General features: G+C 63.9%; 28 protein-coding genes. 9 read left to right on the top strand and 19 right to left on the bottom strand.

The window, feature by feature from the left end; genetic code table 11:
- Positions 1–75 precede the first annotated feature (75 nt).
- The 13 genes from tilS to ruvC all read right to left on the bottom strand — a co-directional run bounded on the left by tilS (position 76) and on the right by ruvC (position 10094).
- On the bottom strand, positions 76–1308 hold the full coding sequence (gene tilS / locus ACP15O_RS15100) for a tRNA lysidine(34) synthetase TilS (RefSeq protein WP_425096954.1): 1233 nt from the start codon (positions 1306–1308) through the stop codon (positions 76–78).
- Positions 1299–2126: a tol-pal system protein YbgF gene (ybgF, locus tag ACP15O_RS15095; RefSeq protein WP_425096953.1), complete on the bottom strand. Its 828-nt coding sequence runs from the start codon at positions 2124–2126 to the stop codon at positions 1299–1301. Before ybgF ends, tilS begins: the two co-directional genes overlap by 10 nt.
- A 10-nt stretch (positions 2127–2136) precedes the next feature.
- Positions 2137–2637 (bottom strand): peptidoglycan-associated lipoprotein Pal, encoded by a 501-nt coding sequence (gene pal, locus ACP15O_RS15090; RefSeq protein WP_425096952.1) that lies wholly within the window; start codon positions 2635–2637, stop codon positions 2137–2139.
- A gap of 71 nt (positions 2638–2708) precedes the next feature.
- Positions 2709–4031 carry a Tol-Pal system beta propeller repeat protein TolB gene (tolB, locus tag ACP15O_RS15085; RefSeq protein WP_425096951.1) on the bottom strand — a complete coding sequence of 441 codons (1323 nt, stop codon included), beginning with the start codon at positions 4029–4031 and terminating at the stop codon, positions 2709–2711.
- Entirely contained in the window at positions 4028–5128 is a 1101-nt protein-coding gene (locus ACP15O_RS15080) for an energy transducer TonB (protein WP_425096950.1), read from the bottom strand. The genes tolB and ACP15O_RS15080 overlap by 4 nt, the downstream gene beginning before the upstream one ends.
- Positions 5129–5135: 7 nt before the next feature.
- The gene (tolR, locus tag ACP15O_RS15075; protein WP_425096949.1) at positions 5136–5630 is read right to left on the bottom strand and encodes a protein TolR; all 495 of its coding nucleotides are present in this window, start codon (positions 5628–5630) and stop codon (positions 5136–5138) included.
- A gap of 3 nt (positions 5631–5633) precedes the next feature.
- On the bottom strand, positions 5634–6329 hold the full coding sequence (gene tolQ, locus ACP15O_RS15070; RefSeq protein WP_425096948.1) for a protein TolQ: 696 nt from the start codon (positions 6327–6329) through the stop codon (positions 5634–5636).
- Positions 6330–6441: 112 nt separating this feature from the next.
- A complete protein-coding gene (gene ybgC / locus ACP15O_RS15065) occupies positions 6442–6831 on the bottom strand; it encodes a tol-pal system-associated acyl-CoA thioesterase (protein ID WP_425096947.1) in 390 nt (129 codons plus the stop codon).
- Between the two features lie 30 nt (positions 6832–6861).
- Positions 6862–7167 carry a 2'-5' RNA ligase family protein gene (locus tag ACP15O_RS15060; RefSeq protein ID WP_425096946.1) on the bottom strand — a complete coding sequence of 102 codons (306 nt, stop codon included), beginning with the start codon at positions 7165–7167 and terminating at the stop codon, positions 6862–6864.
- A complete protein-coding gene (locus tag ACP15O_RS15055; RefSeq protein WP_425096945.1) occupies positions 7130–7750 on the bottom strand; it encodes a hypothetical protein in 621 nt (206 codons plus the stop codon). The genes ACP15O_RS15060 and ACP15O_RS15055 overlap by 38 nt, the downstream gene beginning before the upstream one ends.
- Before the next feature lie 98 nt (positions 7751–7848).
- On the bottom strand, positions 7849–8892 hold the full coding sequence (gene ruvB / locus ACP15O_RS15050) for a Holliday junction branch migration DNA helicase RuvB (RefSeq protein ID WP_425096944.1): 1044 nt from the start codon (positions 8890–8892) through the stop codon (positions 7849–7851).
- An 18-nt stretch (positions 8893–8910) separates the two neighbouring features.
- Positions 8911–9594: a Holliday junction branch migration protein RuvA gene (gene ruvA, locus ACP15O_RS15045; RefSeq protein ID WP_425096943.1), complete on the bottom strand. Its 684-nt coding sequence runs from the start codon at positions 9592–9594 to the stop codon at positions 8911–8913.
- Complete coding sequence (gene ruvC / locus ACP15O_RS15040) at positions 9591–10094, bottom strand: crossover junction endodeoxyribonuclease RuvC (protein ID WP_425096942.1); 504 nt, start codon at positions 10092–10094, stop codon at positions 9591–9593. Before ruvC ends, ruvA begins: the two co-directional genes overlap by 4 nt.
- 305 nt (positions 10095–10399) lie before the next feature.
- On the opposite strand from ruvC, the gene ACP15O_RS15035 reads away from it, so the two are divergent.
- The gene (locus ACP15O_RS15035; protein ID WP_425096941.1) at positions 10400–10606 is read left to right on the top strand and encodes a DUF1127 domain-containing protein; all 207 of its coding nucleotides are present in this window, start codon (positions 10400–10402) and stop codon (positions 10604–10606) included.
- A 76-nt stretch (positions 10607–10682) separates the two neighbouring features.
- On the opposite strand, the gene ACP15O_RS15030 is transcribed toward ACP15O_RS15035, so the two are convergent.
- From ACP15O_RS15030 to ACP15O_RS15015, 4 genes are all read right to left on the bottom strand, one after another.
- Positions 10683–11027 (bottom strand): hypothetical protein, encoded by a 345-nt coding sequence (locus ACP15O_RS15030; protein WP_425096940.1) that lies wholly within the window; start codon positions 11025–11027, stop codon positions 10683–10685.
- Positions 11028–11137: 110 nt separating this feature from the next.
- Complete coding sequence (locus tag ACP15O_RS15025; protein WP_425096939.1) at positions 11138–12004, bottom strand: 50S ribosomal protein L11 methyltransferase; 867 nt, start codon at positions 12002–12004, stop codon at positions 11138–11140.
- 57 nt (positions 12005–12061) lie between these two features.
- Positions 12062–13444 carry an MATE family efflux transporter gene (locus ACP15O_RS15020; RefSeq protein ID WP_425096938.1) on the bottom strand — a complete coding sequence of 461 codons (1383 nt, stop codon included), beginning with the start codon at positions 13442–13444 and terminating at the stop codon, positions 12062–12064.
- A 4-nt stretch (positions 13445–13448) separates the two neighbouring features.
- Positions 13449–14681, bottom strand: a complete 1233-nt coding sequence (locus ACP15O_RS15015; RefSeq protein WP_425096937.1) for an MFS transporter — start codon at positions 14679–14681, stop codon at positions 13449–13451.
- 168 nt (positions 14682–14849) lie between these two features.
- Here ACP15O_RS15015 and ACP15O_RS15010 point away from each other — a divergent pair, with 168 nt between their 5' ends.
- The 4 genes from ACP15O_RS15010 to ACP15O_RS14995 all read left to right on the top strand — a co-directional run bounded on the left by ACP15O_RS15010 (position 14850) and on the right by ACP15O_RS14995 (position 17752).
- Positions 14850–15914 (top strand): YeeE/YedE family protein, encoded by a 1065-nt coding sequence (locus tag ACP15O_RS15010; RefSeq protein ID WP_425096936.1) that lies wholly within the window; start codon positions 14850–14852, stop codon positions 15912–15914.
- A 127-nt stretch (positions 15915–16041) separates the two neighbouring features.
- Entirely contained in the window at positions 16042–16422 is a 381-nt protein-coding gene (locus ACP15O_RS15005) for a COG4315 family predicted lipoprotein (RefSeq protein ID WP_425096935.1), read from the top strand.
- A gap of 14 nt (positions 16423–16436) precedes the next feature.
- The gene (locus tag ACP15O_RS15000; protein ID WP_425096934.1) at positions 16437–16946 is read left to right on the top strand and encodes a sigma-70 family RNA polymerase sigma factor; all 510 of its coding nucleotides are present in this window, start codon (positions 16437–16439) and stop codon (positions 16944–16946) included.
- Entirely contained in the window at positions 16943–17752 is an 810-nt protein-coding gene (locus tag ACP15O_RS14995; RefSeq protein ID WP_425096933.1) for an anti-sigma factor family protein, read from the top strand. Before ACP15O_RS15000 ends, ACP15O_RS14995 begins: the two co-directional genes overlap by 4 nt.
- 2 nt (positions 17753–17754) lie before the next feature.
- Here the strand turns inward: ACP15O_RS14995 and ACP15O_RS14990 are convergent, their stop codons facing one another.
- On the bottom strand, positions 17755–19950 hold the full coding sequence (locus ACP15O_RS14990) for a primosomal protein N' (protein WP_425096932.1): 2196 nt from the start codon (positions 19948–19950) through the stop codon (positions 17755–17757).
- 88 nt (positions 19951–20038) lie between these two features.
- Here ACP15O_RS14990 and fsa point away from each other — a divergent pair, with 88 nt between their 5' ends.
- The 4 genes from fsa to ACP15O_RS14970 all read left to right on the top strand — a co-directional run bounded on the left by fsa (position 20039) and on the right by ACP15O_RS14970 (position 23133).
- The gene (gene fsa, locus ACP15O_RS14985) at positions 20039–20692 is read left to right on the top strand and encodes a fructose-6-phosphate aldolase (RefSeq protein ID WP_425096931.1); all 654 of its coding nucleotides are present in this window, start codon (positions 20039–20041) and stop codon (positions 20690–20692) included.
- Between the two features lie 93 nt (positions 20693–20785).
- Complete coding sequence (locus tag ACP15O_RS14980; RefSeq protein ID WP_425096930.1) at positions 20786–21493, top strand: DUF484 family protein; 708 nt, start codon at positions 20786–20788, stop codon at positions 21491–21493.
- On the top strand, positions 21490–22413 hold the full coding sequence (locus ACP15O_RS14975; RefSeq protein WP_425096929.1) for a tyrosine recombinase XerC: 924 nt from the start codon (positions 21490–21492) through the stop codon (positions 22411–22413). The genes ACP15O_RS14980 and ACP15O_RS14975 overlap by 4 nt, the downstream gene beginning before the upstream one ends.
- A gap of 48 nt (positions 22414–22461) precedes the next feature.
- The gene (locus tag ACP15O_RS14970; RefSeq protein WP_425096928.1) at positions 22462–23133 is read left to right on the top strand and encodes a CDP-alcohol phosphatidyltransferase family protein; all 672 of its coding nucleotides are present in this window, start codon (positions 22462–22464) and stop codon (positions 23131–23133) included.
- On the opposite strand, the gene ACP15O_RS14965 is transcribed toward ACP15O_RS14970, so the two are convergent.
- Positions 23130–23579 (bottom strand): methylated-DNA--[protein]-cysteine S-methyltransferase, encoded by a 450-nt coding sequence (locus ACP15O_RS14965; protein ID WP_425096927.1) that lies wholly within the window; start codon positions 23577–23579, stop codon positions 23130–23132. The genes ACP15O_RS14970 and ACP15O_RS14965 overlap by 4 nt on opposite strands.
- Positions 23580–23643 lie beyond the last annotated feature (64 nt).

Below are 23643 nucleotides of genomic sequence, written 5' to 3'. Positions count from 1 at the left end.
CTCTCCCAAAATTTCGGTTGGCCCTGCGCCTATCACAGCAGCCACCGTTCTTAAATAGAGATCATGCACCCATGTTCAATGCGATAAAAGGGCAGAAAGGCAATCTTGGCGGCCATTTGCAGGTTCCACGCCCCATCCGCTGGCAAAGCCAGACAGGGGCGCGGCAATCAGGCGCTGCCCCTGCCAGACCGCCGGGTCGGCCATCACAGCCGCCGCGGGGCGCCCGGTCTGGCGCCAGTTTGGCAGGGCGGCCAGCCCGTTTTCACCCACTGCGGCGATGTGCACATCCGCCGCCGCAGCCCCGTGCAATCTGAAACGCCCGTCCCAGACCTGACCGGGCTGCGCGGTTTCCCCTGTCACGGCGGCGTATTCGCGGTGCAGATAGAGCGCGCCCTGACGGTGAGTCAGCACACAGCCGTGCAGGGTCATCCGCTGTTTTTGTGCCGCCGCCTGCAACAATTGCGCCACGGGCTGACGGCGCGGCGCATAGCCAGCCCCGGACAGCCAGCACAGCGCTCCGACCAGCAGCCGCCGCTGCAATTCCGGCGGCAGAGCGGTGAACTCTGCCCGGTCAATCCGCACATCCGGGCCCTGCATATGCAGATGCTGCTGCGCGAACCGATGCACCGCCCAGTCCAGCGCCTGCCGCGCCTGAGCCAGAGTCTGCGCCACCTCGGACAGGGCGCTGGCCGTCAGCCCCAGGTCGGCCAGCTGCGCCGCCTGCTGACGTATCCGGATCCGTTCATAGGCCATATCCGCATTCGAGGGGTCCTCGATCCAGCCCTGCCCCAGCCCCTGCAAATAGCGCCGCAGATCCTGCCGCGCGCAGCCGATCAATGGCCGCACGAAACGCACCCCCGAAACCATGCGTTCCCGCATCGCCGAGAGCCCATCCACACCCGCGCGGCGGGCCAGGCGCATCAGCAAGGTCTCGGCCTGATCCTCTTGGGTGTGGGCCAGCGCGACACAATCCAGCCCGTGCCGCGCGGCCCATTCGGACACCAACCGATACCGCGCCTGCCGCGCCCGATCCTGTAGATTGCCCGCCCCGTCCCAGCCGTTCCAGCGCAGCGTGTCATGCGGCACGCCCAGATCGGCGCAAAGAGCCGCGACAAAACGCGCCTCGTCAGCGGCCTCGGGGCGCAACCCATGGTCCACGGTGACGGCACGCAGGGGGACGCCCGCCGCGGCGGCCAGCCGCAACAGAGCGATGGAATCCCCACCGCCCGACACGGCCACCCCCAATGCGGGCGCGCCCAAATCGTGCAAAAAATCCGTCAGGGCGGCGGTGGGGTCGTTCACGAACATCCCAGTTGCTGCATCGCCACCTGCGCCGGCTCGACCGAGGCAGAAGTGGGGAAACGCACGCCGACCTCGGACAGGGTCACGCAGGCTTCCTGAGTCTGGCCCAGATCCGCCAGCGCCTGCCCCAGCAGGAACAGGGCCTCGGGGGCGTCCGTGCCCTGCGGCGCGCTGCTGAATGCGTTCAGAAAGGCCCGCGCCGCGCCCGGATTATCCCCCAGACGGCTAAGCGCCTTGCCACGCAGCAAATGCGCCGAGGCCGTCAGCGGGCTGCCGGGATACGCATCAATAAAGGCCGCAAATTTCTGCGCCGCCCCGCTGGCATCGCCGTTTTCCAGCGCGGCGCGGGCAGCATCGAAATCGGCCTGCTCGCCCACGGCCAGCTGCGCGTCCGATCCGCCGTTCACCTCAGGGCGCGCCGGGGCCGGGCTGCCCTGATCTGCGCCACCCAGGGTGGTTGTGTCCCCCAGTTTGGACACATCGCCGCCCTCCAGCTCGACCAGGCGGAACTCCAGATCGCCAATCCGGTTGGTGCCGTCCTGAACGATCCGGTTGATGCGGAATTCCAGCTGTTCGGTTTTCGAGGTCAGCTGCTGCATCTGCGCCTCGATCGCGTTGACCCGCGACAGAACCGAACCCCCGCCCGCTCCGGCCGGGGCGCCCGAGGTGCTCAGCTCGCGCTTGAGCCGCTGGATTTCAACGTAAAGCACCGACAGTTCCTGACGAATATCCGCCAAAGTCTGCGTCCGGTCCTGCGCCAGCCCGGCGCGCGGGCCCATCGGCAGCAACAGCGCCATCAGCAGTACAGCAAAAATCCAGCGCATCGCGTTCCCCTTAGCTGTTGTAATCGGCCGAGATGATCGTCACCGCGCGCCGGTTCTTGGCATAACAGGCCTCTTGGCTGCAAATCTCGATCGGGCGCTCCTTGCCATAGCTGACGACCTTCAGACGCGTGGCCGAGACCCCCTGTTGCAGCAGATATTCCTGCACCGCATTGGCGCGGCGCGCGCCCAGGGCCAGGTTATATTCCCGCGTGCCCTGTTCGTCCGCGTGACCTTCGATGATCGCGGTGTAATCGGAATTCTTGATCAGCCATTGCGCCTGTCCGTCCAACGTAACCTGAGCCTCGCCGGTCAGGGTGGACTGATCCACCTGGAAAAACACGCGGTCCCCCACGCTTTGCTGGAAATACAGCGGCGAGGTAGGATCATCGGCCGAGCCAGAGCCGCCCGCCCCGCCCAGGTTTACCTCGTCTCCGCTAAAGCGATCGGGATTGGTACAGGCCGCCAGAGCCAGGACCGACGTCAGCAGAATTGCGCGTGTCAGATGTTTCATGGATTTGCCCTACTCGATATGTCTGTTTTCTTAGGTTGTAGCACAGCGCGCGTCCCGTGGGAACGCGTGCCTTAGTTCTGCAAGGGCGACCAGGCCGGATCCGAGGCCCCGCTGACCGTTTTCACCCGTTTCAGGTTCCGCCCGGTGATGTCCACCGTATACAGGCTGGACGATCCGCTGGCGCCTTGGGTTTCGCGGGTGAACATGATCACCCGGCCATTGGGCGACCAGGTGGGCCCCTCATCCAGAAACGAGGCTGTCAGCAGCCGTTCCTCGGATCCGTCGGTGCGCATCACGCCGATATGAAACCGGCCCTTGTGCTGTTTGGTAAAGGCCACCAGATCCCCGCGCGGCGACCAGACCGGCGTGCCATAGCGCCCCTGGCCAAAGCTGATCCGCTTGGGCGTGCCGCCATCGGCGGACATGATATATAGCTGCTGGGTGCCGCTGCGGTCGCTTTCGAACACGATCTGGCGGCCATCGGGGCTGAAGCTGGGGGCCGTCTCAATAGAGGGCGCGCTGGTCAGCCGCTGCGAGCGCCCCGAACCGATGTCCATCTTATAGATGTCCGTGTTACCTCCGCGGGTCAGCGAATAGACCACCGTGCGCCCGTCGGGCGAAAAGCGGGGGGCAAAGCTCATGGTGCCGCTGCTTTCCTCCAGTACGCGGCGGCCCACGCTGGCCACATCCAGAACATAGATGCGCGGGAACCCGGTTTCATAGCTGGTGTACAAAATACGATCCCCCGTGGGCGAGAACCGCGGCGCCAGCACGATGGACCGGCTGTCGGTCAGATACTGCACATTCGCACCGTCGTAATCCATGATCGCCAGACGCTTTTTGCGGTCGCCCTTGGGGCCGGTCTCGGACACGAACACCACGCGGCTGTCGAAATAGCCGCCCTCGCCGGTGATCCGGCTATAGACCGCATCGGCCACCTTATGCGCCATGCGCCGCCATCCGTCCTGGGTGCCCGCAAATTGCAGACCGTTGCCCAGTTCCTGCCCGGCAAAGACATCATACACCCGGAATTTCACCACCAGACGCCCACCCGATTGCAGGCTGACCGCCCCGGTGATCAGCGCCTGCGCATTGATCGCCTTCCAATCGGCAAACTGCACCGGAGAGCTAAAGCTGGTGATCTTGCTGATATGCGCGCCAGCGGGGATTTCGCGGAACAGCCCGGTGCCGGACAGATCCTGCGCCACCAGCCGGGCAATATCCTGCGCGACCTTCTGCGCCGCGCCGTTTTCCGCGACGAAATCGGGCACCGCATAGGGCAGCGGCTCGATCACGCCCTCGGTGATTTCAATCCGCAGCGGCGCCGCCTGGGCCGGAGCTGTGAAACCAAGAACCAGGAACGCACACAGGAGGGTCAGAACATGTTTCATCATTTGATCCTCATTTTCTCCGGATTGAATGTCATTTCAATGTCGCGCCACTGCGCATATTTGTCTTTGGGCAGGTTAAAGCCGCTGGATCCGCAGCGAATGATCGCTCTTCGGGCAGCCTCGTAGGCCTGGCGGGCCGAGCTGGCCGTCCCGCCGCTGCTGGACACCATGCGAATCGAGCCCACATCCGGTTTGCCCGCCTCGGACAGGCGCACGGCCACGATGACAGTGGTGCGCAGCGCATCCGAGGACAACGAGCCGGTGTTCCAGCAGCGTTGCACCGCGATGCGCAGGGCGTCTTTTTCGCCTGCGGTCAGCGGCGGGCCTGCGGGGGCTGCGGGCGTGTCCGTGGCAGGGCCGGGTTCGGACCCGGCGGCATCGGCCACGGCCTTTTCGATGGCACTGCGCATGTCATCTTGTGCGGGATCGGGGCGCGAGGGCCGCGATTTGGGCCGACGCGAACTGGCCGGCGCGCCCGAGGGGGGATCCTCGGCCTCGGTCACGATCTCATCGGCGGCCTCTTCGGGGGCGGTGGCCTCGGTCTCTTCTTTTTGCACCTCGCCCGCGTCATCCTTGCGGACCTCTTCGCGGGTGATGTCATCGGGTTTGGTCTCGGGCGCGGGCTGGGCCACGGGCTCGGGCGCGACGCGCGGGGCGGGGCGCGGTTTGGGGCGCACGGATTGCCTGGGCGCCAGCACCACATCCTCGGCCGGGGGCGGAGCGATCTCGGGCGGGGTGTCCTGCACCTCGGCGGGGGGCGGAGGCACGATCTCGGTCACGTCGGGGCTGTCATCTTGCGGCGGGGTTTCCGGCACCGGCTCGGGCACGGGGCGCTCGGGCGGGGTGTCTGGCTCTGCGATGGGCTGCGGCGCGGACTCTTCGCGAGGATCGGGCTGGACCGGCTGCACGGGTGCCGGGGCCTCGGTGTCCACTGCGGGGGGCTGCTGAGCACCGACGATCCGTTCATATTCCTCGGGCGAGATGACGGCGACCTCGGTCACCTCAAAGGGTTCGGGCGCGGGGGCGAACACGTCCCCCACCAACAACCAGCCGATCAGCCCCACATGGCCAATCCCCGAGATATACTGCCCCGCGTTCATCTGTGGCTCAGTTTCCCTGATCCGCGGCGTCCGCTTCGCCGTCCAGCTTGGGCCCGCCGGTGTCTGTCACCAGCCCGATATTGCTGAACCCACCGCGATTAAGAGCCCCCATCACCTGCACCACCACCTCGTAGGGGACGGCGCCATCGGCGCGCAGGAACACCCGGTCGCCCTCGCGTTCGGCCGCAATGGCGCGCAGGCGGTTCACCAGATCGGCCATCGGCACCTCAGTTTTCTGGATCATCACCACACCAGCGGCAGTAACGGTGACGGCCAGCGGCTCTTCTTGGTCCGAGGGCAGCGCGTTGGCCGCCGTTTTCGGCAACTCCACCGGCACGCCCACCGTCATCAGCGGCGCGGCGACCATAAAGATGATCAGCAGCACCAGCATCACATCCACAAAAGGCGTGACGTTGATTTCCGACATGGCCTGAGCCCCGCCGCGACGATGCCGCCTGCGCCGTCCGCCTCCGCCGGTCTTTTTCATGACACCCGCGCCCATGGCTTAGCTGTCCAACTGGCGGCTGAGGATGGTGGCGAATTCGTCAGCAAAGGCCTCATAGCCGGCGATGATCCGGTCACTGTCGGCGCTTAGCTTGTTGTAGAACACCACGGCCGGGATCGCGGCCAGCAGGCCCAGGCCGGTGGCCAGCAGGGCCTCGGCGATGCCAGGGGCCACGACGGCCAGGTTGGTGTTCTGCTGCTCGGCGATGTTGATAAAGGCGTGCATGATGCCCCAGACCGTGCCGAACAGCCCCACAAACGGCGCCACCGACCCGATCGAGGCCAGCACCGGCAGGCCGCGCAACAGGCTGTCGGCCTCTTTGGCGATGGCCACATCCATGGACCTGTCGATCCGCGCCTGAGCATTGGCGATCATCCCGCCATCCGCCCGATGCGAGCGCCGCCATTCGATCATGCCGGCGGCAAACACCTTCTGCGCACTGCCCTTGGGCTCGGCTCCGATCTGGTCGAACAATTCGTCCAGCGGCTCGCCCGACCAGAAGGCGCGATCGAACCGATCCGCCTCTCGTCTTGCCTTACGGTAGGTGATGGTTTTCTGAAAAATGATCGACCAGGACCAGAACGAGGCAACAATCAGCAGGATCATCACCAGTTTCACGGTTAGGGTCGCGCGTGCGAACAGCGCCCACATAGAGAAGTCAATCTCCTGCGCCAGCGCAAGGGTCTCTGTTTCCATTAGCCTGCTCTTTGTTATCGGCCCATTTGCGGACCTTGTTTACAGGCGAAAATAACCGATCCTTAAGGGGAAAGCCAACACATCTGCGTCATTGGCGGTTTTCCGAGCGGTTTTAATGGATAAGCTGGCGAATATTTGCCGGCATCCGGGCCGGGTGGCCCGTATCGGTCATCATCACGACGGTGACGACCGCATGAAACAGCTCTACATCGCCGCGCCTGACCCGCTGTTCCAGGATCCAGCGCACGCCGGTCAGCTGCATGGTCTCGGTCTCGACCGTCAGCAAATCATCCAGACGCGCGGGCGCCAGATAGTCCGCCTCGACCCGGCGCACCACGAACACCAGCCCGTTTTCCTTCATCTCGCGCTGATCGATGCCCAGCTCGCGCACCCATTCACTGCGGGCCCGTTCGATATAACGCAGATAATTGGCGTAATAGACGATGCCCGCCATGTCCGTGTCCTCATAATAGACCCGGATATTCATTTCATGCGTGTTCATGTCGCTCTCCCTCGCGCTCTTGCCGGCACCCTATGCAGCCCCGCCCCCTGAGACAAGACACCCCCCGCTCAGCGGATAGCTGGCCAGAGGCTGATAAAGCGGACCGTCCGGATATAGCTGCGAGCGATACAGGCTGAACTGCGTGGCCTCTGGCCCGCGGATCACCCGATCCCCATTCCGCGCCAGCCAGGCCCCCATCCGCCCCCTGGCAGCCTCGGGCACCCGGCGCGGAAACCTGGCCAGGGTGATATGCGGCTTGAACCGCCGGCGCGGCAGATCCAGCGCACAAACAGCCGCATCACCCCGCCTGCAACCGCGCAAACAGACGCAGCGCATGGCTGACGTCCTGCGCCACAGCCGGCATCAGACGATCATACCCCGCGCGGATCACCCCCGCGATCTCGGGGCGCAGAATGGTCCGCCCCCCGGCAACAGCCAAAGGCGAGCTGTCCGCAAAAGCCTGATCCGACCACATCAGCACCACCTGCACCACCTGCGCCAACGCCAGAGTCTCAGCCGGCATCGCCGACAGCTCCGAATCCATCCGCAAAAACACAAAGGCCGCCTGAATCGCCCCCGTATCGTCAAACCGGAACGCACGATACTGATTGGCATCCGCCTGTTTCAAACGCGCCACCAACTCTGCCAGATCGGGGATCAAACGGTCCAGATCCGGCACCTCCAGCAACTCGTCCCAGCCCCGAAAGAAAAAGAACATCAGGTTCGCGCCCAACTCAGGATCGGTCTCGGCCATCTTGTGCCCGGCCAACGCCACCACAGCCTCGATCGCCCCCTTCACCGTCTGCAAAGTCGCCTCTTCCACCCCGAACACGATCGGCACAATCGGCCGCCCCCACCGGGCAAAAGCATAAGTTCCATCGCGGCGGGTAAACAGGTTCTCAATATCAGCCGGGGACATGGGCGCTCCTCTGCCAGGGCCGCACAGCCCCGATTGTGCTTCTTTTTGATCCAAATACTCAAATCGCAACCGATCCGCCAGCACCACGGCCACGGAATTCAGCCAAACATATCCGCCTGCCCCGGCGTCCTGGGCGCGGCCATCCCCAGATGAGTCCAGCCCTTCTGCGCCAGCATCCGCCCGCGCGGAGTGCGTTGTATCAGCCCCTGTTGCAGCAAAAACGGCTCGATCACCTCTTCCAGCGCATCGCGGCTTTCGGACAGGGCCGCGCTGATGGTCTCGATTCCCACCGGCCCGCCAGCATAATTTTCGGCGATCAGACGCAGATACCGCCGGTCCGCGCCATCCAGCCCCAGATGATCCACCCCCAGCCGGGTCAGCGCGTGATCGGCAATCTTCTGCGTGACCCGCCCGTCGCCCTCGACCACCGCGAAATCCACCACCCGGCGCAGCAGCCGCCCCGCAATCCGAGGCGTCCCGCGCGAGCGTTTCGCAATCTCGCGCGCGCCATCGGGGTCGGCGGGTGCCCCCAGCAGCCGGGCATTGCGGGTGACGATCTCGTTCAGCTCGTCCACGGTATAGAATTGCAGCCGCGTCGGAATGCCGAACCTGTCGCGCAACGGCGTTGTCAGCAGGCCCAGACGCGTCGTCGCCCCGACCAGAGTAAAGGGCTGCAACTCGATCCGCACGGTGCGCGCGGCGGGGCCCTCACCGATCACCAGATCCAGCTCGTAATCCTCCAGCGCGGGGTAGAGCACTTCTTCGACGGCCGGATTCAGACGGTGAATCTCGTCGATGAACAGCACGTCGCGCGCCTCCAGATTGGTCAGGATCGCCGCCAGATCGCCCGCCTTGGCCAGCACCGGCCCCGAGGTCATGCGGAAATTCACCCCCAATTCGCGCGCCATGATCTGCGCCAGCGTGGTTTTGCCCAGACCGGGCGGGCCATGAAACAACGTGTGGTCCATCGCCTCGCCGCGCTGGCGGGCGGACTGAATGAACACTTTCAGGTTCGCGCGGGCCTCGGCCTGACCGATAAAGGCGTCCAGCTCCTGCGGGCGCAGGGCGCGGTCGTTATCCTCGGGCAGCGGATCGGGGCGCAGGACGGGATCGGGCACAGAACCGGCGGAATCGATTGTCATGGCAGAGCCTTTCGCGGCTTAGTCTTTGGGGGCCAGAAGCTTCAGCGCCGATCGGATCAACCCCGAGGTATCGGCCTCAGGATCATCCTGCGCCGCCTGAGCCACGGCCGTCGCGGCCTCGGAAGGACCATAGCCCAGATTGGACAGGGCCGACAGGGCATCCGACTGCGCCGCCGCCCCGGCATTGGCGAGCGGGGCGGATTTCGGCGCGGGGCTGGGCGCAGGATCGGGATCGGGGTCTATCACCTCGGGCAAGGCCTGGCCGCTGGCCTGCGCCAGCGTGCCGCCCAGGGCCATCACGCCGGGCGCCTTATCCTTCAACTCATGCACCACGCGCTGCGCCGTCTTAGGCCCGATCCCCTTGGCCGCCTTGATCGCGGCAATATCGCCCAGGGTGATCGCGCGGCCCACCCCTTCGGCCCCCAGGGTGCCAAGGATCGCCATCGAGGCCTTCGCCCCGATCCCCTGCACGGAAATCAGCAGGCGGTGCCACTCTTTTTCCAGCAGGCTGGGAAAGCCGAACAGCTGCATCAGATCCTCGCGCACCAGCAATTCGGTGTACAAGGACACGGGCTCTCCATTGCCAGGCAGCCCGGCCAGCGTCCGATCCGAGCAATAGACGATGTAGCCCACCCCGCGCACGTCGATCAGCACGTGATCCTCGCTGCGATATTCAATCCGTCCGGTCAGTTTGCCGATCATGCCGCCGATCCCTTGATCCTTAGCGCCGCACCCGGAGCCCGCACGTAATGGGCGTGACAGATCGCGATCGCCAGCGCATCCGCCGCGTCGGGGCCGTTGATCTGCACGCCGGGCAATTGCATTTTCACCATGTGATCCACCTGTACCTTGGCCGCGTGGCCCACGCCCACGACCGTCTTTTTCACCTTGTTCGGCGCGTATTCGCCAATCGGAATTCCCGCCTGCGCCGGCACCAGCAGCGCGATCCCCCGCGCCTGGCCCAGCTTCAGCGTGCCCACAGCGTCTTTGTTGACAAAGGTATTTTCAACCGCCGCCGTATCGGGGGCGAACCGCGCCACGATGTCCGTCAGCTGATCGTGCAAGGACAGCAGGCGCGTGGCCAGCTCTGTGCCTTCTGAATGGCAAATCCCGTTCGCGATATGGCTAAGCCGGCTGCCGTCGGCCTCGATCACGCCCCATCCGAGATTGCGCAGACCGGGATCAATCCCCAAAACACGCATCTCTGCCCCCTGCTCTGTTGCTTTTTTACTTCATTAGCACGAAACGAGAACAAACGCCAAGCCGAATGCGCAATGGGCATTCATCCTCTGTTAACGGCACTTCGCCGAAACCACCCCGGCAGGCGCATCAGAATGACGAATGCGCCGGGCAGTTTGCCCAAGGTCGGGCGCGCGCTTTCTGCATCGCAGAACCCATGCATAAACCGCATATGAACTATGCAATTACCCCTGTTGTGCGGATGATTTAGGCGTTTTATGTGCCCAGCGTACCCGAAACGAAACCTTTGAAACTTAGGAAACCTGATATGGCTGTCTACGGAAATGCCCAAACCCAGTATCAGGCTGGCGGTGTTGCCAGCCGTATTATCAATGCCTTCTCGGGGGCGATCAATTCTGTCGCGCGCTATAACGAAGTGCGCGCCACCCGGATCGCTCTGTCGCGCCTGTCGGATCGCGAACTGGAAGACATCGGCCTGAACCGCGCGGATATCGAGCGCGTGGCCCGCAGCTAACCCCTGCTGAAATCGCTGAATCAAAACAGCCGCCCTGATCCTCAGGCGCGGCTGTTTCGTTTCCGAAGAGAGAGAGTTATCGGATAAAGGGGCGCATTTTCTGTGCAAGAGAGGCCGAGATCGGATCTGATTGCATGAACCATGCCCCCGCGCGTTCGATCATCGCCCCATTCTGAAGAACCGAGAGCCGATCCTGATAGGTCACAACGCCCAGATAGGCGATCAACAGCGCCTTGAATGCAAAGAAGCCTGCAACCAGAAGCACCATACCTTTGATCGGGAAACCGCGCCGGGCGGGGCGGGGACGGGCCACGATCAATCCGTCGCGATCGACGGTCAGAGAGTAGCCTCGTTTCAAGCGTGTGCGCCCGGCTTCGATCCGGCGCAGGCGGTCGTCAAACTGATTAAACATGTCGGCCATGGCAGCCTCCGGTCCTGGCCCCCACCAGTGACAGGACTTTTCTATGTGTGAAATGTGGCAAAAATGGGGCAAGCGCCTCAAAGTCGCTGCATTTCAGCCTTGAAATGACTTCATTTTCGCAGCGTTAGCGTCGTCCACTCACCAATCTCTTCGCGATAGATAAGATTGATGCCATTTTGTGCATAAACGTCAACCACCTCGTCGGCCTGTTCGTTCAGAATACCCGAGAGAATCGCGAATCCCCCATCCGTCAGATTCGTCGCCATATCGGGGGCCAGCATGATCAGCGGCGCCTTCAGGATATTGGCAAAGACCAGATCGAAGGGCGCCTTGGCTTTGATCGCGTCATTTTCGAAACCAGCGGCCTCCAGGCAGAGCACCCGGCCCTCCAGCTCATTCACCCGCACATTGGCCTGGGCCACATCCACGGCGACCTGATCAATATCGCTGGCCAGCACCGGGTTCGGCCAGATCCGCGCGGCCCCCATCGCCAGCACCGCCGTCCCGCAGCCCACATCAATCACGTTTTCGCAGGTGATCCCGTCATTGGCCAGCCGGTCCAGCGCGCGCAGACAGCCCTGCGTGGTGCCGTGGTGGCCGGTGCCAAAGGCCATGGCGGCCTCGATCAGCAGCGCCTCAGAGCCTTCGGGCACCTGATCGGCATCATGGCTGCCGTACACAAAGAACCGCCCGGCGGTGACCGGGGTCAGTTCACGTTTGACCTTGGCCACCCAGTCGGTCTCGGGCAATTCGGACACGGTGAAAGATTTCGCGCCATAGGCCGCGGCCAGCAGGGCCAGGCCGGCCTCATCCGGGGCCTCGGTGAAATAGCCGCCGACCTCCCACAGGCCCGAGTCGTCCTCGATTTCGAAGACACCGATGCCGGTGGGCTCGGGGGTCAGCTGCTCCATCGCCAGGCCCAGTGCCTCGGCGGGGGCTTTTCCTGGAAGAGTTGTCAGGGCGGTAAAGGTGGGCATTGCGGGCTCCGGCGATAATGGTGTTGCCCTAGCGCCTAAGCCCCCAACCCTGCGGGGTCAAGCGCGGCCGTGTTTTTCGCCTTGGTCTTTGGGGCTGGCGATGCCCTTTCCGGCCCGCACATAGCGCCAGCCGATCCAGGCCGCACCGATCCCCACCAGCGTATTGGCCAGCGCCTGCGCTGCAATCACCCCCGTCCCCGCCGCGACGGCCCCCAGCCCAAAGGCCAGAGGCGCCATCAGCAGGCCGTCGCGGCTCCAGTTGGCCATGGTGGCCCAGATGGGTTTGCCCAGATTGTTAAAGGCCGCATTGGACACGAACAAAGCCCCCGTAAACACGAACGACCCCGCCGCATAGAATGAGAACGCGCGCACGATGCTTTCGCCCTGACCGCTAAGCCCAAAAGCCGCCGCGACGTAATCGGCACAAAGCGCCATGACCGCCCAGGTCACCCCCGTATAGAGCGCGCAGAATTTCAGCGCATCCTTATAGGCCTGCGCCACGCGATCCCCATAACCGGCCCCGGCATTCTGGCCGATGATGCCTCCGATTGCGCCGGACAGGGCGAAAATCCCGCCAAAGGCCAGAATGGTCAGGCGCATCACCACCCCCAGGCCGGCCACCGCGCTGTCTCCGTGTTCGGCCATGGCGCGCATCAGCACCCAGTTGCCGAAAGGCGTGGACACCTGCGTGGCAATCGCGGGCACGGCGATCAGGGCAAAGGGTGCCAGATACAGCCGCATATCCCCCCAGGCCGGACGGGTCAGGATATTGTGGGTATGGATCAGCCAGTACATCCCCAGCACCACCATACCGGCCCGCGACAGCACGATGGCCAGGGCCGCGCCCTCGATCCCCCATCCCATATAAAGGATCAGCAGCGGGTCCAGCAGAACGGCGGCCAGCCCGGCTGACATCGTGACCAGCATCGAGCGCGCCGCATCCCCCAGCGCCCGCAGCACTGCGCTGGTCATCATCCCCGCCGCGATCATCGGCAAGGACGGCAGAGAGATTTGCAAGAAGGACACGGCGGCCTCCAGCACCGGGCCTTCGGCCCCCGACAGCCGCAACAAAGGTTCGCAGAACGCAAAGACAGCCGCCGCGATCACCGCCTGCGCCCCCGTCGCATAAATCAGCGCCGAAGTCGCGATCCGCCGCGCCCGCCGCACGCGCCCCTGCCCCAACGCGCGCGAAACCAGCGCCACGGCGGCAATCATCATGCCAATCGCGATTGAGATCACAAAAAACTGCAAAGTCCCGGCAAAGCCGACGGCGGCGATCAGCTCTTCTTGCTCTAGCTTGGAAATCCAGAACAGCGCCAGGAAATCCACCAGGAACATGAAGCTCAGCCCCAAAGAGCCCGTCATCGTCATCACCACCACGTGGCGCATGGTCGAGCCCGTCAGGAACTTGGCCTGAGTCTGTTGCGTCCGGGGGGACATCTGATTACTCGGCCGGGGCGGGCAGCCCGCGGGCAAAGATCGTCTCGCGGCCCGGTTCGGGGTGACGCGGGATCAGCAGGGCCAGCATCAGGGAAATCCCCGCCATCGCCGCCGCCAGGAAAAACACCGCCCCCGGCGAAACCAGCCACAGATAGCCCAGCAGCGCGGGCAGGAACACGGCGGCGATATGATTGATCGTAAACGCCACGGCGGCCGTGGGCGCGATGTCCCCTGGATCGGCGATTTTCTGGAAATAGGTTTTCAGCGCCAGCGCCAGGGCAAAGAACATGTGATCCACCACATACAGGATCGAGGCCAGCAGCACCCCCCAGCCAAACCAGTAGATCCCGCCATAGAGCAGGAACACCACCGCCAGCCCGGCATATTCAAAGACCAGCGCGCGGCGCTCGCCGAAGCGGGCGACGATTTTGCCAAAGACCGGCGCCAGCACCATGTTGGCCACCAGGTTGATCAGATACAGGCTGGTGACTTCGTGCACCTCGAACCCGAAGCGTTCAACCATCATGAAGCCTGCGAACACGGTAAAGATCTGACGGCGGGCCCCGGCCATGAACTGCATCGCGTAATACAGCCAATACCGGCGGCGCAGGACGAATTTCTTGACCTGCGGATTGGGGGCCTCGAATTGCGGATAGGCCAGCAGGCAGAACAGCGCGATCAGGGCGGTCACGCCTCCGGCCATCATGTAGACGATGTTATAGGTCAGCCCCAGCGCATCCCACAGCAGCACAATCGCACCGTAGGCCACCAGCGTTGCCGCCGACCCGGCCGCCAGCAGCCAGCCCAATATCTGCGGTGCGCGGTCCTTGGGCAGCCATTGCAATTGCAGCGACTGGTTCACCGTCTCATAGTAATGAAACCCGATCGAGCTAAGCATCGTGATCGTCAAAATCCCGCCCAGCGAGGGGAACCACGCCGTCACCGCCGTCGCCACACCCAGCAGGATCAAGGACACCACCCCCAGCACCTGTTCGCGGATGAACATGATCAGGGCGATGACTCCGATCGCGAAAAAGCCGGGAATCTCGCGCACCGTGTGCAGCCAGCCGATATCGGCCCCATCGAACTGTGCGACCTCGATCACAAAGTTGTTCAGCAGGGCCGACCAGGTGGCAAAGGCAATCGGCATCGCTGCCGCCATCAAAAACAGCAGGCTGATCGGACGACGCCACAGCGGCAGATTACGGGCTTGTTCCAGGGGGGTCACGTGTAACATGCTTCACCCTTACGCCTGAAATCCCCATTTGGCGAGGCCCGTAGAAACCCGGTTCTGTGCACAGGCGCGCATTGGCCTTTTGCATGAATGCACGAACCTGATCTGAATCAATGAAATATGAATATGTCTATGCCAAAGCCCCCTGAACACCAAGGAGGGCCCCCGCATATGGATATTCTGAGCATCGTTGAACAAATAGGCGAGGCCCCGACGGCGGCTCTGCTGGGGGTTATCACCGGGGTCATCTTTGGCATTTCGGCGCAGCGGTCCCGGTTCTGCCTGCGCGCGGCCACGGTAGAGTTCGCCCGCGGACAGCTGGGGGATAAGGTGGCGGTGTGGTTCCTGACCATTTCCACCGCCATCGTCTGGGTGCAGGGCGCGCAGTTGCTGGGCCTGTTCAACGCCGCCGATGCCCGCCAGATGGCCATTCCCGGCAGCTGGTCCGGTGCCATCATCGGAGGCCTGCTGTTCGGCGTCGGCATGGTGCTGGCGCGCGGCTGTTCGGGCCGGCTGCTGGTGCTGGCGGCGACGGGGAACCTGCGCTCGGTCGTGTCGGGGCTGATCTTTGCGGTGGTCGCGCAAATGAGCCTCTCGGGTATCCTGTCGGATTTCCGCAATACCATCGCCTCGCTTTGGATCACCCAGGGCGGGCGCAACCTGGACCTGATCGCCGCCGCCGGATTGCCGGAATGGGGCGGGCTGGGGATCGGCCTGCTGTTTGCCGCGCTGGCGCTGGTCCTGTCCTGGCGCAATAAAATCTCGATCGCGCGGCTGTTTTTCGGGGCGGGCGTGGGCTTTGCCGTGGCGGTGGGCTGGGTCAGCACCTATGCGCTCAGCCAGATCGCCTTTGATCCGGTCACCGTCGAAAGCGTCACCTTCTCAGGCCCCTCGGCGCATACGTTGATGTTCTTTCTGGACCGGAACGAAGTGCTGCAATTCTCGGTCGGGCTGGTGCCGGGGGTGGTGATCGGCTCGTTCGTGTCCTCGTTCCTGAAGGGTGAATTCAAGTTTCAGGGCTTTTCCGACGAATCCAACATGCGCCGTTCCATGACCGGGGCGGTGCTGATGGGATTTGGCGCGATGCTGGCCGGAGGCTGCGCCATCGGAGCAGGCGTGACCGGCGGATCGGTCTTTGCCGGAACGGCCTGGCTGGCGCTGTTCTGCATGTGGATCGGCGCCATGAGCACCGATTTCCTGCTGGATCAGCGCGGATTGCGCGCCAAGCCGGTGTAATCCGGGCGCAAATATTCACGAAACCGTGAGGGCCGGGATTATTCCCGGCCTTTTTGCGTCTTTTACTATGCCGGCTGCAGACGGCGCCAACACTTGCCAGAAACCGATGAACATAGGACATATTGAAATGACCCTGAAACTCTCTGCTGCGCTGGCCGCCGCCACGCTGATCCTGGGCACTGCCGCCTTTGCCGCCACCGCCATTCAGACCGGCAGCTCGGCCAAGGGCAAAATCCTGACCGATGGCGCCGGCATGTCGCTTTATACCTTTGACAAGGACACCCCCGCCGTTTCCAACTGCTATGACGATTGCGCCGCGAAATGGCCGCCGCTGCTGGCCAGCAAACGCGCCAAGCCGCAAGGGGCCTTTGGCATCATCCTGCGCACGGATGGGGAACGCCAGTGGACCCACAAGGGAATGCCGCTTTACACTTGGTTCAAGGATGCCGCCGCCGGCGACATCACCGGCGATGGCGTCAAGGGCGTCTGGCACCTGGCCCGTCCGTAACCCGAGGCGCTGAAATGACAGTCCTGGACGAGATTGAAACTCTGATCCCTGACCTGCGCCGCTATGCCTATGCCCTGATGCGGGACAAAGAGGCAGGCGACGACCTTGTTCAGGACTGTCTGGAGCGCGCCGTCACCCATCTGCATACCCGCAAGGGCGGGTCTTTGCGGGGCTGGCTGCTGCGTATCCTGATCAACCGGCACCGCGATCTGATGCGCCGCGCCCCGCGCGCCGGGCACCTGATCGCGGTGGACGAGCTGCCAGCCGAACCCGCCCATCCGGCCCGTCAGGACACTCATATGGCCCTGCGCGAGACCGAGGCCGCGATCGCCCGCCTGCCCGAAGATCAGCGCCGTGCCCTGCTGCTGGTTGCCCTGGACGGGGCCAGTATTGACGAAGCCGCCCAGGCGCTGGACATTCCCAAAGGCACCTTGCTGTCCCGTCTGGCCCGTGCTCGGGCCAGTCTGCGCACCCTGACGGACCGGGACGCGCCCACCGCCCGCACCGGAGACCCGCACCCATGACCCACGCATCCCTCCCGCCGCTGACCGACGAAGAGCTGATCGCCTATTTCGAAGATACGCTGCCACCGCAGGACCGGGCCGCGGTGCAGGCCCGGCTGGAATTGGACCCCGCAGCGCAGGCCAAACTGGCCGATTGGGCGCAGCAGAATGCCGATCTTCAGGCGCTTTTCCCGGCCGAGCCGGCGCCCGACCGCCTGCGCGCCCTTCTGCGCGCCTCTCCGCCCCAAATCCAGCCCGAAATTCAGCCTGAACCGCAGCCCGGATTTCTATCGGGGCCGCGCTGGCGCGCGCTGGCGGCCAGTCTGGCAATGCTGGCCATCGGGGGCCTGGGCGGCTGGCTCAGCCATGCGCAGCTGGCCCCCATCCCCGGCGAAGCCGCGCAGCAAACCCTGGCCCAGGCGGCCCTGCGCGCCCATGAAACCTATGTGGTCGAGGTCGTCCACCCTGTCGAAGTCCCCGCCAGCCAGCGGGCGCATATGGACAGCTGGATGTCCAAACGCGTCGGCGCACCTCTTAGCCCCCCGAACCTCAGCCAATCGGGATATACGCTGATGGGCGGGCGCATCCTGCCTGCGGGCAGCAATGGCGCGGCGGGCCTGTATATGTACGAGGATGAAAACGGCGGGCGGATCACGCTCTATGTCTCGCAGGGGCAGGCGCGCGACAGCGCCTTCCGGTTTGCCCAGACGCCCGGCGCGCAAAGCCTGATGTGGCACGATCAGGGGCTGGGATATGCGCTGACCGGCGCGGTGCCACGAGACGATCTGAAAAAACTGGCCCAAAGCGCCTATGACCAGCTGCTGTAGACCTAATAGAAGCTCTGCGGGTCGATATCCACGCTGATCCGGGTCTGGTTGCCGGGTTTGAACTGTGTCAGCCAGCGCGCGATCGCGGCCTGTAGCGGCGCGCCCTTGTCGGCCTTGATCAGCAGGCGCACGCGATGCCGCCCGCGGATACGGGCAATCGGCGCGGGCGCGGGGCCGAACACCTGCGCGCCGATCTGGCGCAGAGGCGCGTCCATCCGGGCCATCTGATTGCCCAGATCGAACACCTCCTGCACGTCCGGAGACGACAGGATGATCCCCGCCATCCGCCCGAAAGGAGGCACATTGGCCACGCGGCGCTCGTCTGCCTCGGCCTGCCAGAACCCGGTCTCGTCGCCGGCAATGATCGCGCGGATCACCGGATGGTCCGGCTGATAGGTCTGCATCAGGGCCAGGCCCTTGCGCTCGGACCGGCCCGCGCGGCCCGCCACCTGCCGCATCAGCTGAAACGTGCGCTCGGCCGCGCGCAGGTCGGACCCCTGAAGCCCCAGATCCGCGTCAATCACCCCCACCAGCGTCAGCAGCGGAAAGTTATGCCCCTTGGCCACCAGCTGCGTGCCGATGATGATATCGGCGCCGCCGTTGGCAATCTCCTCGATCTGGGATTTCAACGCGCGGGCCGAGCCGAACATGTCCGAGCTAAGCGTCACCACACGCGCATCGGGAAACAGCGCCTGGGCCTCTTCGCTTAGACGTTCCACACCGGGGCCGACGGGGGCCAGATGGCCCTCGGCCTGACAATTGGGACAGGCCTCGGGCATTGGTTTCGTCTCGCCGCATTGGTGGCAGACCAGACGTTTCAGAAACCTGTGCTCCACCATCCGCGCATCGCAATGATCGCACCCGATCTGATGCCCGCAGGCCCGGCACAAGGTGATCGGCGCGTATCCACGGCGGTTGATAAACAGCAGGGATTGCTCGCCTTTTTCGGCGCGGGCCAGAACCTCGCGTTGCAAGGTGCCGGAAATCCAGCGGTCCGAGGGCAGCTTCTCCGCACGCATGTCAATCGCGCGCATGTCGGGCATCACGGCGGGGCCATAGCGGCTGCTCAGGGTCAGTTTGCGGTACTTCCCGGCCTCGGCATTTGTCCAGCTTTCCAAGGACGGCGTGGCCGAGGCCAGCACCACCTGAGCGCCGCAGATGCTGGCGCGCAGAACGGCCATATCGCGGGCATTATACAGCACCCCGTCCTCTTGTTTATAAGAGGTATCGTGTTCCTCATCCACGACGATCAGGCCAAGGTTCTGATAAGGCAGAAACAGCGCCGAGCGCGCCCCGATCACCACCTGAGCCCCCCCCTGCCCGACCATTTTCCAGATGCGGCGGCGCTCGGTCATGGTGACACCGGAATGCCATTCGGCAGGTTTCGCGCCAAAACGCGCCTGCACACGGGTCAGGAATTCTGCCGTCAGGGCAATTTCCGGCAACAGAACCAGCGCCTGACGGCCCCGGCGCAGACATTCGGCGACGGCCTCCAGGTAGACCTCGGTTTTGCCCGATCCGGTGACCCCATGCAGCAAGGTGGTGCCATAGCGTTCCGTCTGGATGGCAGCCCGCAGGGCCTGCGCGGCGGCAGCCTGATCGCCGGTCAGCGCCTTGCCCGCGTGTTCGGCATCCATCTGCGGGAAGGGCAGATCGCGCGGGCGGTCCTCTTCCAGAACGGAGCCTTGCTTGACCAGCCCCTTGACGACACCCGTGGACACGCCCGCATGGTCGGCCAGTTCCTTCAGCGTGAAGGCCAGCCCGCCATATTCGTCCAGCACCGCCAGCACACGGGCGCGGGCCTCTGTCATCCGGTCGGGATCGCGCCCGCTGGCGCGGTACACCTTCTGCATGGACGGAGGATCGCTCAGCCCCGGCGCGCGCGTCGCCAGCCGCAGCATCGCGGACAAAGGCGTCAGGGTATAATCGGCCGCCCGGCGCAGGAACAGCTGCATTTCCGCGCGCATCGGGGCTACATCCAGCACCCGCAGGATCGCACGGATCTTGCTGCGGTCGTAATCGCCCTTCCCCCGGCCCCAGACCACACCGATCACCTTGCGCGGGCCCAGGGGCACCTCGACGAAAGCGCCGGGCAGGCAGCCGCCCTCGGGGGCTTTGTAGTCCAGCACCCGGTTGATCGGCTGGGCGGTCAGAACGCCAACCAGCTCGCCCTCTTTATAGAATTCCGCCTGGCTCACGTTCCGTCCGGTGAAAAGGGTTTCGGGATCATCCCCATTGGGGTAAAGCCTGACCTAAGCAAAGTCCAACCGAACTGAGGTTCCTGACATGAAATTCTTCGTTGATACCGCCGAGATCGACGCCATCGCCGAGCTGCACGCCCTGGGCATGGTGGACGGTGTGACCACCAACCCCTCGCTGATCAAGAAATCCGGCCGGGACATTCTGGAAGTCACCCGCGAAATCTGTGATCTGGTCAGCGGCCCGGTGTCCGCCGAAGTCACCGCCACCGATGCCGATGACATGATCGCCGAAGGCCGCAAACTGGCTGAAATCGCGGAAAACATCGCTGTCAAAGTCCCCCTGACCTGGGACGGGCTGAAAGCCTGCAAGGTGCTGACGGACGAGGGCAAAATGGTCAACGTCACCCTGTGTTTCAGCGCCAATCAGGCGCTGCTGGCCGCCAAGGCCGGCGCGACCTTTATCAGCCCCTTCATCGGCCGTCTGGACGACATCGCGCTGGACGGGATGGAGCTGATCGAGGACATCCGCACCGTCTATGACAACTACGGGTTCGAAACCGAGATCCTGGCCGCCTCGATCCGGTCGGTGAATCACGTTCTGGACTGCGCGCGCATCGGCGCCGACGTGATGACCGCACCGCCCGGCGTGATCAAATCGCTGGTCAACCACCCGCTGACCGATAAGGGGCTGGATGCTTTCCTGGCGGATATCAAAGCAGCGGATATCAAGATCCTCTGATCCGGCGACCGGCGGTCATATGCCTGCATAAAAAAACATAAAGAAATGCCGGGACAGATTTGTTATTGTCCCGGTAAAGACCAAGAGGCAGACATGAGCACCAAGCCCGTCATCGACGCGAACCTGCGGGAAAAAATCCTTGCGGAACCGGATGTTATTCTGGACGATCAGGATTTGATGCGCGCCCTTGTGGCCGCGAATGAACGCGCCATGGGCAGCAATATCGTGGACCTGCGCGGGGTTGCGATGGAACGTCTGGAAACCCGGCTGGACCGGCTGGAGGACACCCACCGCAGCGTCATCGCCGCCGCCTATGAAAACCTGGCCGGCACCAATCAGGTGCACCGCGCCATCCTGCGAATGCTGGAGCCCACCAATTTCGAATCCTTCCTGCGCGATCTTGGCGGCCCCGTGGCCGAGGTGCTGCGTGTGGATTGCGTGAAACTGGTGCTGGAAACCGCGCAGACGGACGAGGATCCGGTGCTCAAGCGGCTGGGCGGGGTGCTGTCCGTTGCCCGCGCCGGGTTCATTGACGCATATCTGTCCGCTGGCCGCAGCGCGCCGGTCCGTCAGGTCACCCTGCGCCAGATCCACGAAGGCGACCTACAGGTCTATGGCGACGACGCAGGGTATGTGCGCTCTGAGGCCTGCCTGAAACTGGATTTCGGCCCCAGCCGCCTGCCTGGAATGCTGGTCATGGGGGCCGAAGACCCGCACCAGTTCAGCCCGCAGCAGGGCACCGATCTGCTGGGCTTCTTTGCCGGCGTATTCGAGCGCACAATGCGGCGCTGGCTGGCATGACCCTGATCTCCGAGGCCGCCCGCGACGCACTGCAAACCTGGCTTGAGGGAATGCGCGCGCTCAACGGGTCTTCGGACAACACGCTGGAGGCCTATCGCCGGGATGTCACCGATTTCCTGGCCTTCATCACCGAACACAAAGGCGCCCCGCAGGGGCTGAAAGCGCTTGAAAACGTCACCGTGTCGGACATGCGCGCCTGGATGGCCCAGACCCGCGGCACCGGGATCGCGCCCCGGTCTCTGGCGCGCAAACTGTCCTCGGTCAAAAGCTTCTTTCGATGGCTGGCTGAACGCGAGGGCTTTGACCCGTCCGCCGTTCTGTCCACCCGATCGCCGAAATTCCACCGCAAACTGCCCCGCCCGCTGGATGTCGATGCCGCCCGTGCGATGATCGACACGGTCGAACTGCAATCGGGCAAAGACTGGGTGTCCGCCCGCGATACGGCGGTGGTGACCCTGCTATACGGCTGCGGTCTGCGGATCTCTGAAGCCCTGAGCCTGACCGGCCGCGACTTGCCTCTGGCCGCCAGCCTGCGCATCCTGGGCAAGGGCGGCAAAGAGCGCATCGTCCCGCTGATCGCCCCCGCCCGCCACGCGGTCGAGCGCTACACCCACCTGTGCCCCTTCCCGATTCAGGACGACCAGCCGGTGTTTCGCGGCGAACGCGGCGGTAAGCTCAGCTCGCGCCAGATCCAACTGGTGATGGAGCGCGCCCGGATGCAGCTGGGCCTGCCTGCCTCTGCCACGCCCCACGCCATGCGCCACAGCTTTGCCACCCATCTGCTGAATGCAGGCGGCGACCTGCGCGCCATTCAGGAACTGCTGGGCCATGCCTCGCTGTCCACAACGCAAGCCTATACAGCTGTGGACTTGGACCGGCTTATGGACGTATATCAAAAAAACCACCCCAAGGCGGGCTAGGTTGTTTCAAAGGCAATTGTTTTGAATTTTACAAATGAATCCAAAGCCTTGTCCGTCCACCTTCTGACGGCCACCGGCGCGGTCTTTGCCATGCTGGCGATGCTGGCCGCCGCTCAGGACAAATGGAGCCTGATGTTCCTGTGGCTGGTCGTCGCCTTCGCCGTGGACGGCATAGACGGCCCCCTGGCGCGCAAATACCATGTCAAACACTACGCGGCCCGCTTTGATGGCGTCCTGCTGGACCTGATCATCGACTACCTGACCTATGTGTTCATCCCGGCCTTTGCGCTGTTTAAATCCGGGCTTCTGCCCGGCTGGACCGGCTGGTTCGCGATCATCATCATCACCTTCGCCAGCGCCATGTACTTCGCTGACAGCCGCATGAAAACAAAGGATAATTCCTTCCAGGGCTTTCCCGGATGCTGGAACATGCTGGTGCTGGTGCTGTTCGCGCTACACCCCAATTTCTGGGTCATCCTGGCGCTGGTCTCCGTGCTGGCCGTCGCGATGTTCCTGCCGCTGAAATTCATTCACCCCGTCCGAACCGAGCGCTGGCGCCCCCTCTCGCTGCCCATCGCCCTGGCCTGGACCTTCTTCGCTGGCTGGGCCGCATGGGTGGATTTCCACCCCGAAAGCTGGGCACACTGGGGCCTGGTCGTCACCTCGCTCTACCTGCTTCTGGTCGGGATCGCGCAGCAATTGCTCCCGCTCAAAGACTAAATCAGCACCCCCGCAGCCCCTTCGTGCCGCAACAGCCAAACCTTGGTCTCAACCCCGCCACGGCCTGAAAACCCACCCAGCCCACGGGCCCCCAACACCCGATGGCACGGAATCAGAATCGGAAGGGGATTGCCCCCACACCCCTGCCCAACCGCCTGCGCCGACACCCCCAGATCCGCTGCAATCTCTCCATATGTGCGCGTCTGACCAAAGGGAATCGCCCGCATCGCATCGCATACCCGCTGCTGAAAACCGCTACCGCTGGGCTTCAAAGGCAAATCGAACTGCCTTCTTTGCTCCTGAAAATACTCATGCAATTGCCTCTCCGCCCGCGCCAGCAATTCCGAGCAATCCTTCCCCCCGCGCCCCCATGCACATCGCACAATCGCGCCATCCTCTTCGGTCAGGATCACAGGGCCAGTGGGTGTTTCAACGGTTGTCTGCATAGCCGCCAGCCAAACGCAAAACGGCCCCGCAATCAAGCAGGGCCGTCATGACTGTCATGAAACA

Origin of the sequence: Youngimonas ophiurae (nom. illeg.) (assembly GCF_049803795.1) — a bacterium.
Classification (GTDB): domain Bacteria; phylum Pseudomonadota; class Alphaproteobacteria; order Rhodobacterales; family Rhodobacteraceae; genus Thalassobius.
The sequence above is the reverse complement of the archived record's forward strand: the minus strand, read 5'-3'. Positions and strand labels throughout refer to the sequence as shown.

Coding starts and splice junctions, on each gene's coding strand:
- ACP15O_RS15025 (WP_425096939.1), bottom strand. CDS start 12,004: ATGCCCACCTTTACCGCCCTGACAACTCTTCCAGGAAAAGCCCCCGCC.
- ACP15O_RS15060 (WP_425096946.1), bottom strand. CDS start 7,167: ATGCGCTGCGTCTGTTTGCGCGGTTGCAGGCGGGGTGATGCGGCTGTT.
- ACP15O_RS15020 (WP_425096938.1), bottom strand. CDS start 13,444: ATGTCCCCCCGGACGCAACAGACTCAGGCCAAGTTCCTGACGGGCTCG.
- ruvA (WP_425096943.1), bottom strand. CDS start 9,594: ATGATCGGCAAACTGACCGGACGGATTGAATATCGCAGCGAGGATCAC.
- pal (WP_425096952.1), bottom strand. CDS start 2,637: ATGAAACATCTGACACGCGCAATTCTGCTGACGTCGGTCCTGGCTCTG.
- ACP15O_RS15035 (WP_425096941.1), top strand. CDS start 10,400: ATGGCTGTCTACGGAAATGCCCAAACCCAGTATCAGGCTGGCGGTGTT.
- tilS (WP_425096954.1), bottom strand. CDS start 1,308: ATGTTCGTGAACGACCCCACCGCCGCCCTGACGGATTTTTTGCACGAT.
- ACP15O_RS14965 (WP_425096927.1), bottom strand. CDS start 23,579: ATGCAGACAACCGTTGAAACACCCACTGGCCCTGTGATCCTGACCGAA.
- tolB (WP_425096951.1), bottom strand. CDS start 4,031: ATGATGAAACATGTTCTGACCCTCCTGTGTGCGTTCCTGGTTCTTGGT.
- ACP15O_RS14995 (WP_425096933.1), top strand. CDS start 16,943: ATGACCCACGCATCCCTCCCGCCGCTGACCGACGAAGAGCTGATCGCC.
- ybgC (WP_425096947.1), bottom strand. CDS start 6,831: ATGAACACGCATGAAATGAATATCCGGGTCTATTATGAGGACACGGAC.
- ybgF (WP_425096953.1), bottom strand. CDS start 2,126: ATGCGCTGGATTTTTGCTGTACTGCTGATGGCGCTGTTGCTGCCGATG.
- ACP15O_RS15015 (WP_425096937.1), bottom strand. CDS start 14,681: ATGTTACACGTGACCCCCCTGGAACAAGCCCGTAATCTGCCGCTGTGG.
- tolR (WP_425096949.1), bottom strand. CDS start 5,630: ATGGGCGCGGGTGTCATGAAAAAGACCGGCGGAGGCGGACGGCGCAGG.
- ruvC (WP_425096942.1), bottom strand. CDS start 10,094: ATGCGTGTTTTGGGGATTGATCCCGGTCTGCGCAATCTCGGATGGGGC.
- ACP15O_RS14975 (WP_425096929.1), top strand. CDS start 21,490: ATGACCCTGATCTCCGAGGCCGCCCGCGACGCACTGCAAACCTGGCTT.
- tolQ (WP_425096948.1), bottom strand. CDS start 6,329: ATGGAAACAGAGACCCTTGCGCTGGCGCAGGAGATTGACTTCTCTATG.
- ACP15O_RS14980 (WP_425096930.1), top strand. CDS start 20,786: ATGAGCACCAAGCCCGTCATCGACGCGAACCTGCGGGAAAAAATCCTT.
- ACP15O_RS15005 (WP_425096935.1), top strand. CDS start 16,042: ATGACCCTGAAACTCTCTGCTGCGCTGGCCGCCGCCACGCTGATCCTG.
- ruvB (WP_425096944.1), bottom strand. CDS start 8,892: ATGACAATCGATTCCGCCGGTTCTGTGCCCGATCCCGTCCTGCGCCCC.
- fsa (WP_425096931.1), top strand. CDS start 20,039: ATGAAATTCTTCGTTGATACCGCCGAGATCGACGCCATCGCCGAGCTG.
- ACP15O_RS15000 (WP_425096934.1), top strand. CDS start 16,437: ATGACAGTCCTGGACGAGATTGAAACTCTGATCCCTGACCTGCGCCGC.
- ACP15O_RS15080 (WP_425096950.1), bottom strand. CDS start 5,128: ATGAACGCGGGGCAGTATATCTCGGGGATTGGCCATGTGGGGCTGATC.
- ACP15O_RS15010 (WP_425096936.1), top strand. CDS start 14,850: ATGGATATTCTGAGCATCGTTGAACAAATAGGCGAGGCCCCGACGGCG.
- ACP15O_RS15030 (WP_425096940.1), bottom strand. CDS start 11,027: ATGGCCGACATGTTTAATCAGTTTGACGACCGCCTGCGCCGGATCGAA.
- ACP15O_RS15055 (WP_425096945.1), bottom strand. CDS start 7,750: ATGTCCCCGGCTGATATTGAGAACCTGTTTACCCGCCGCGATGGAACT.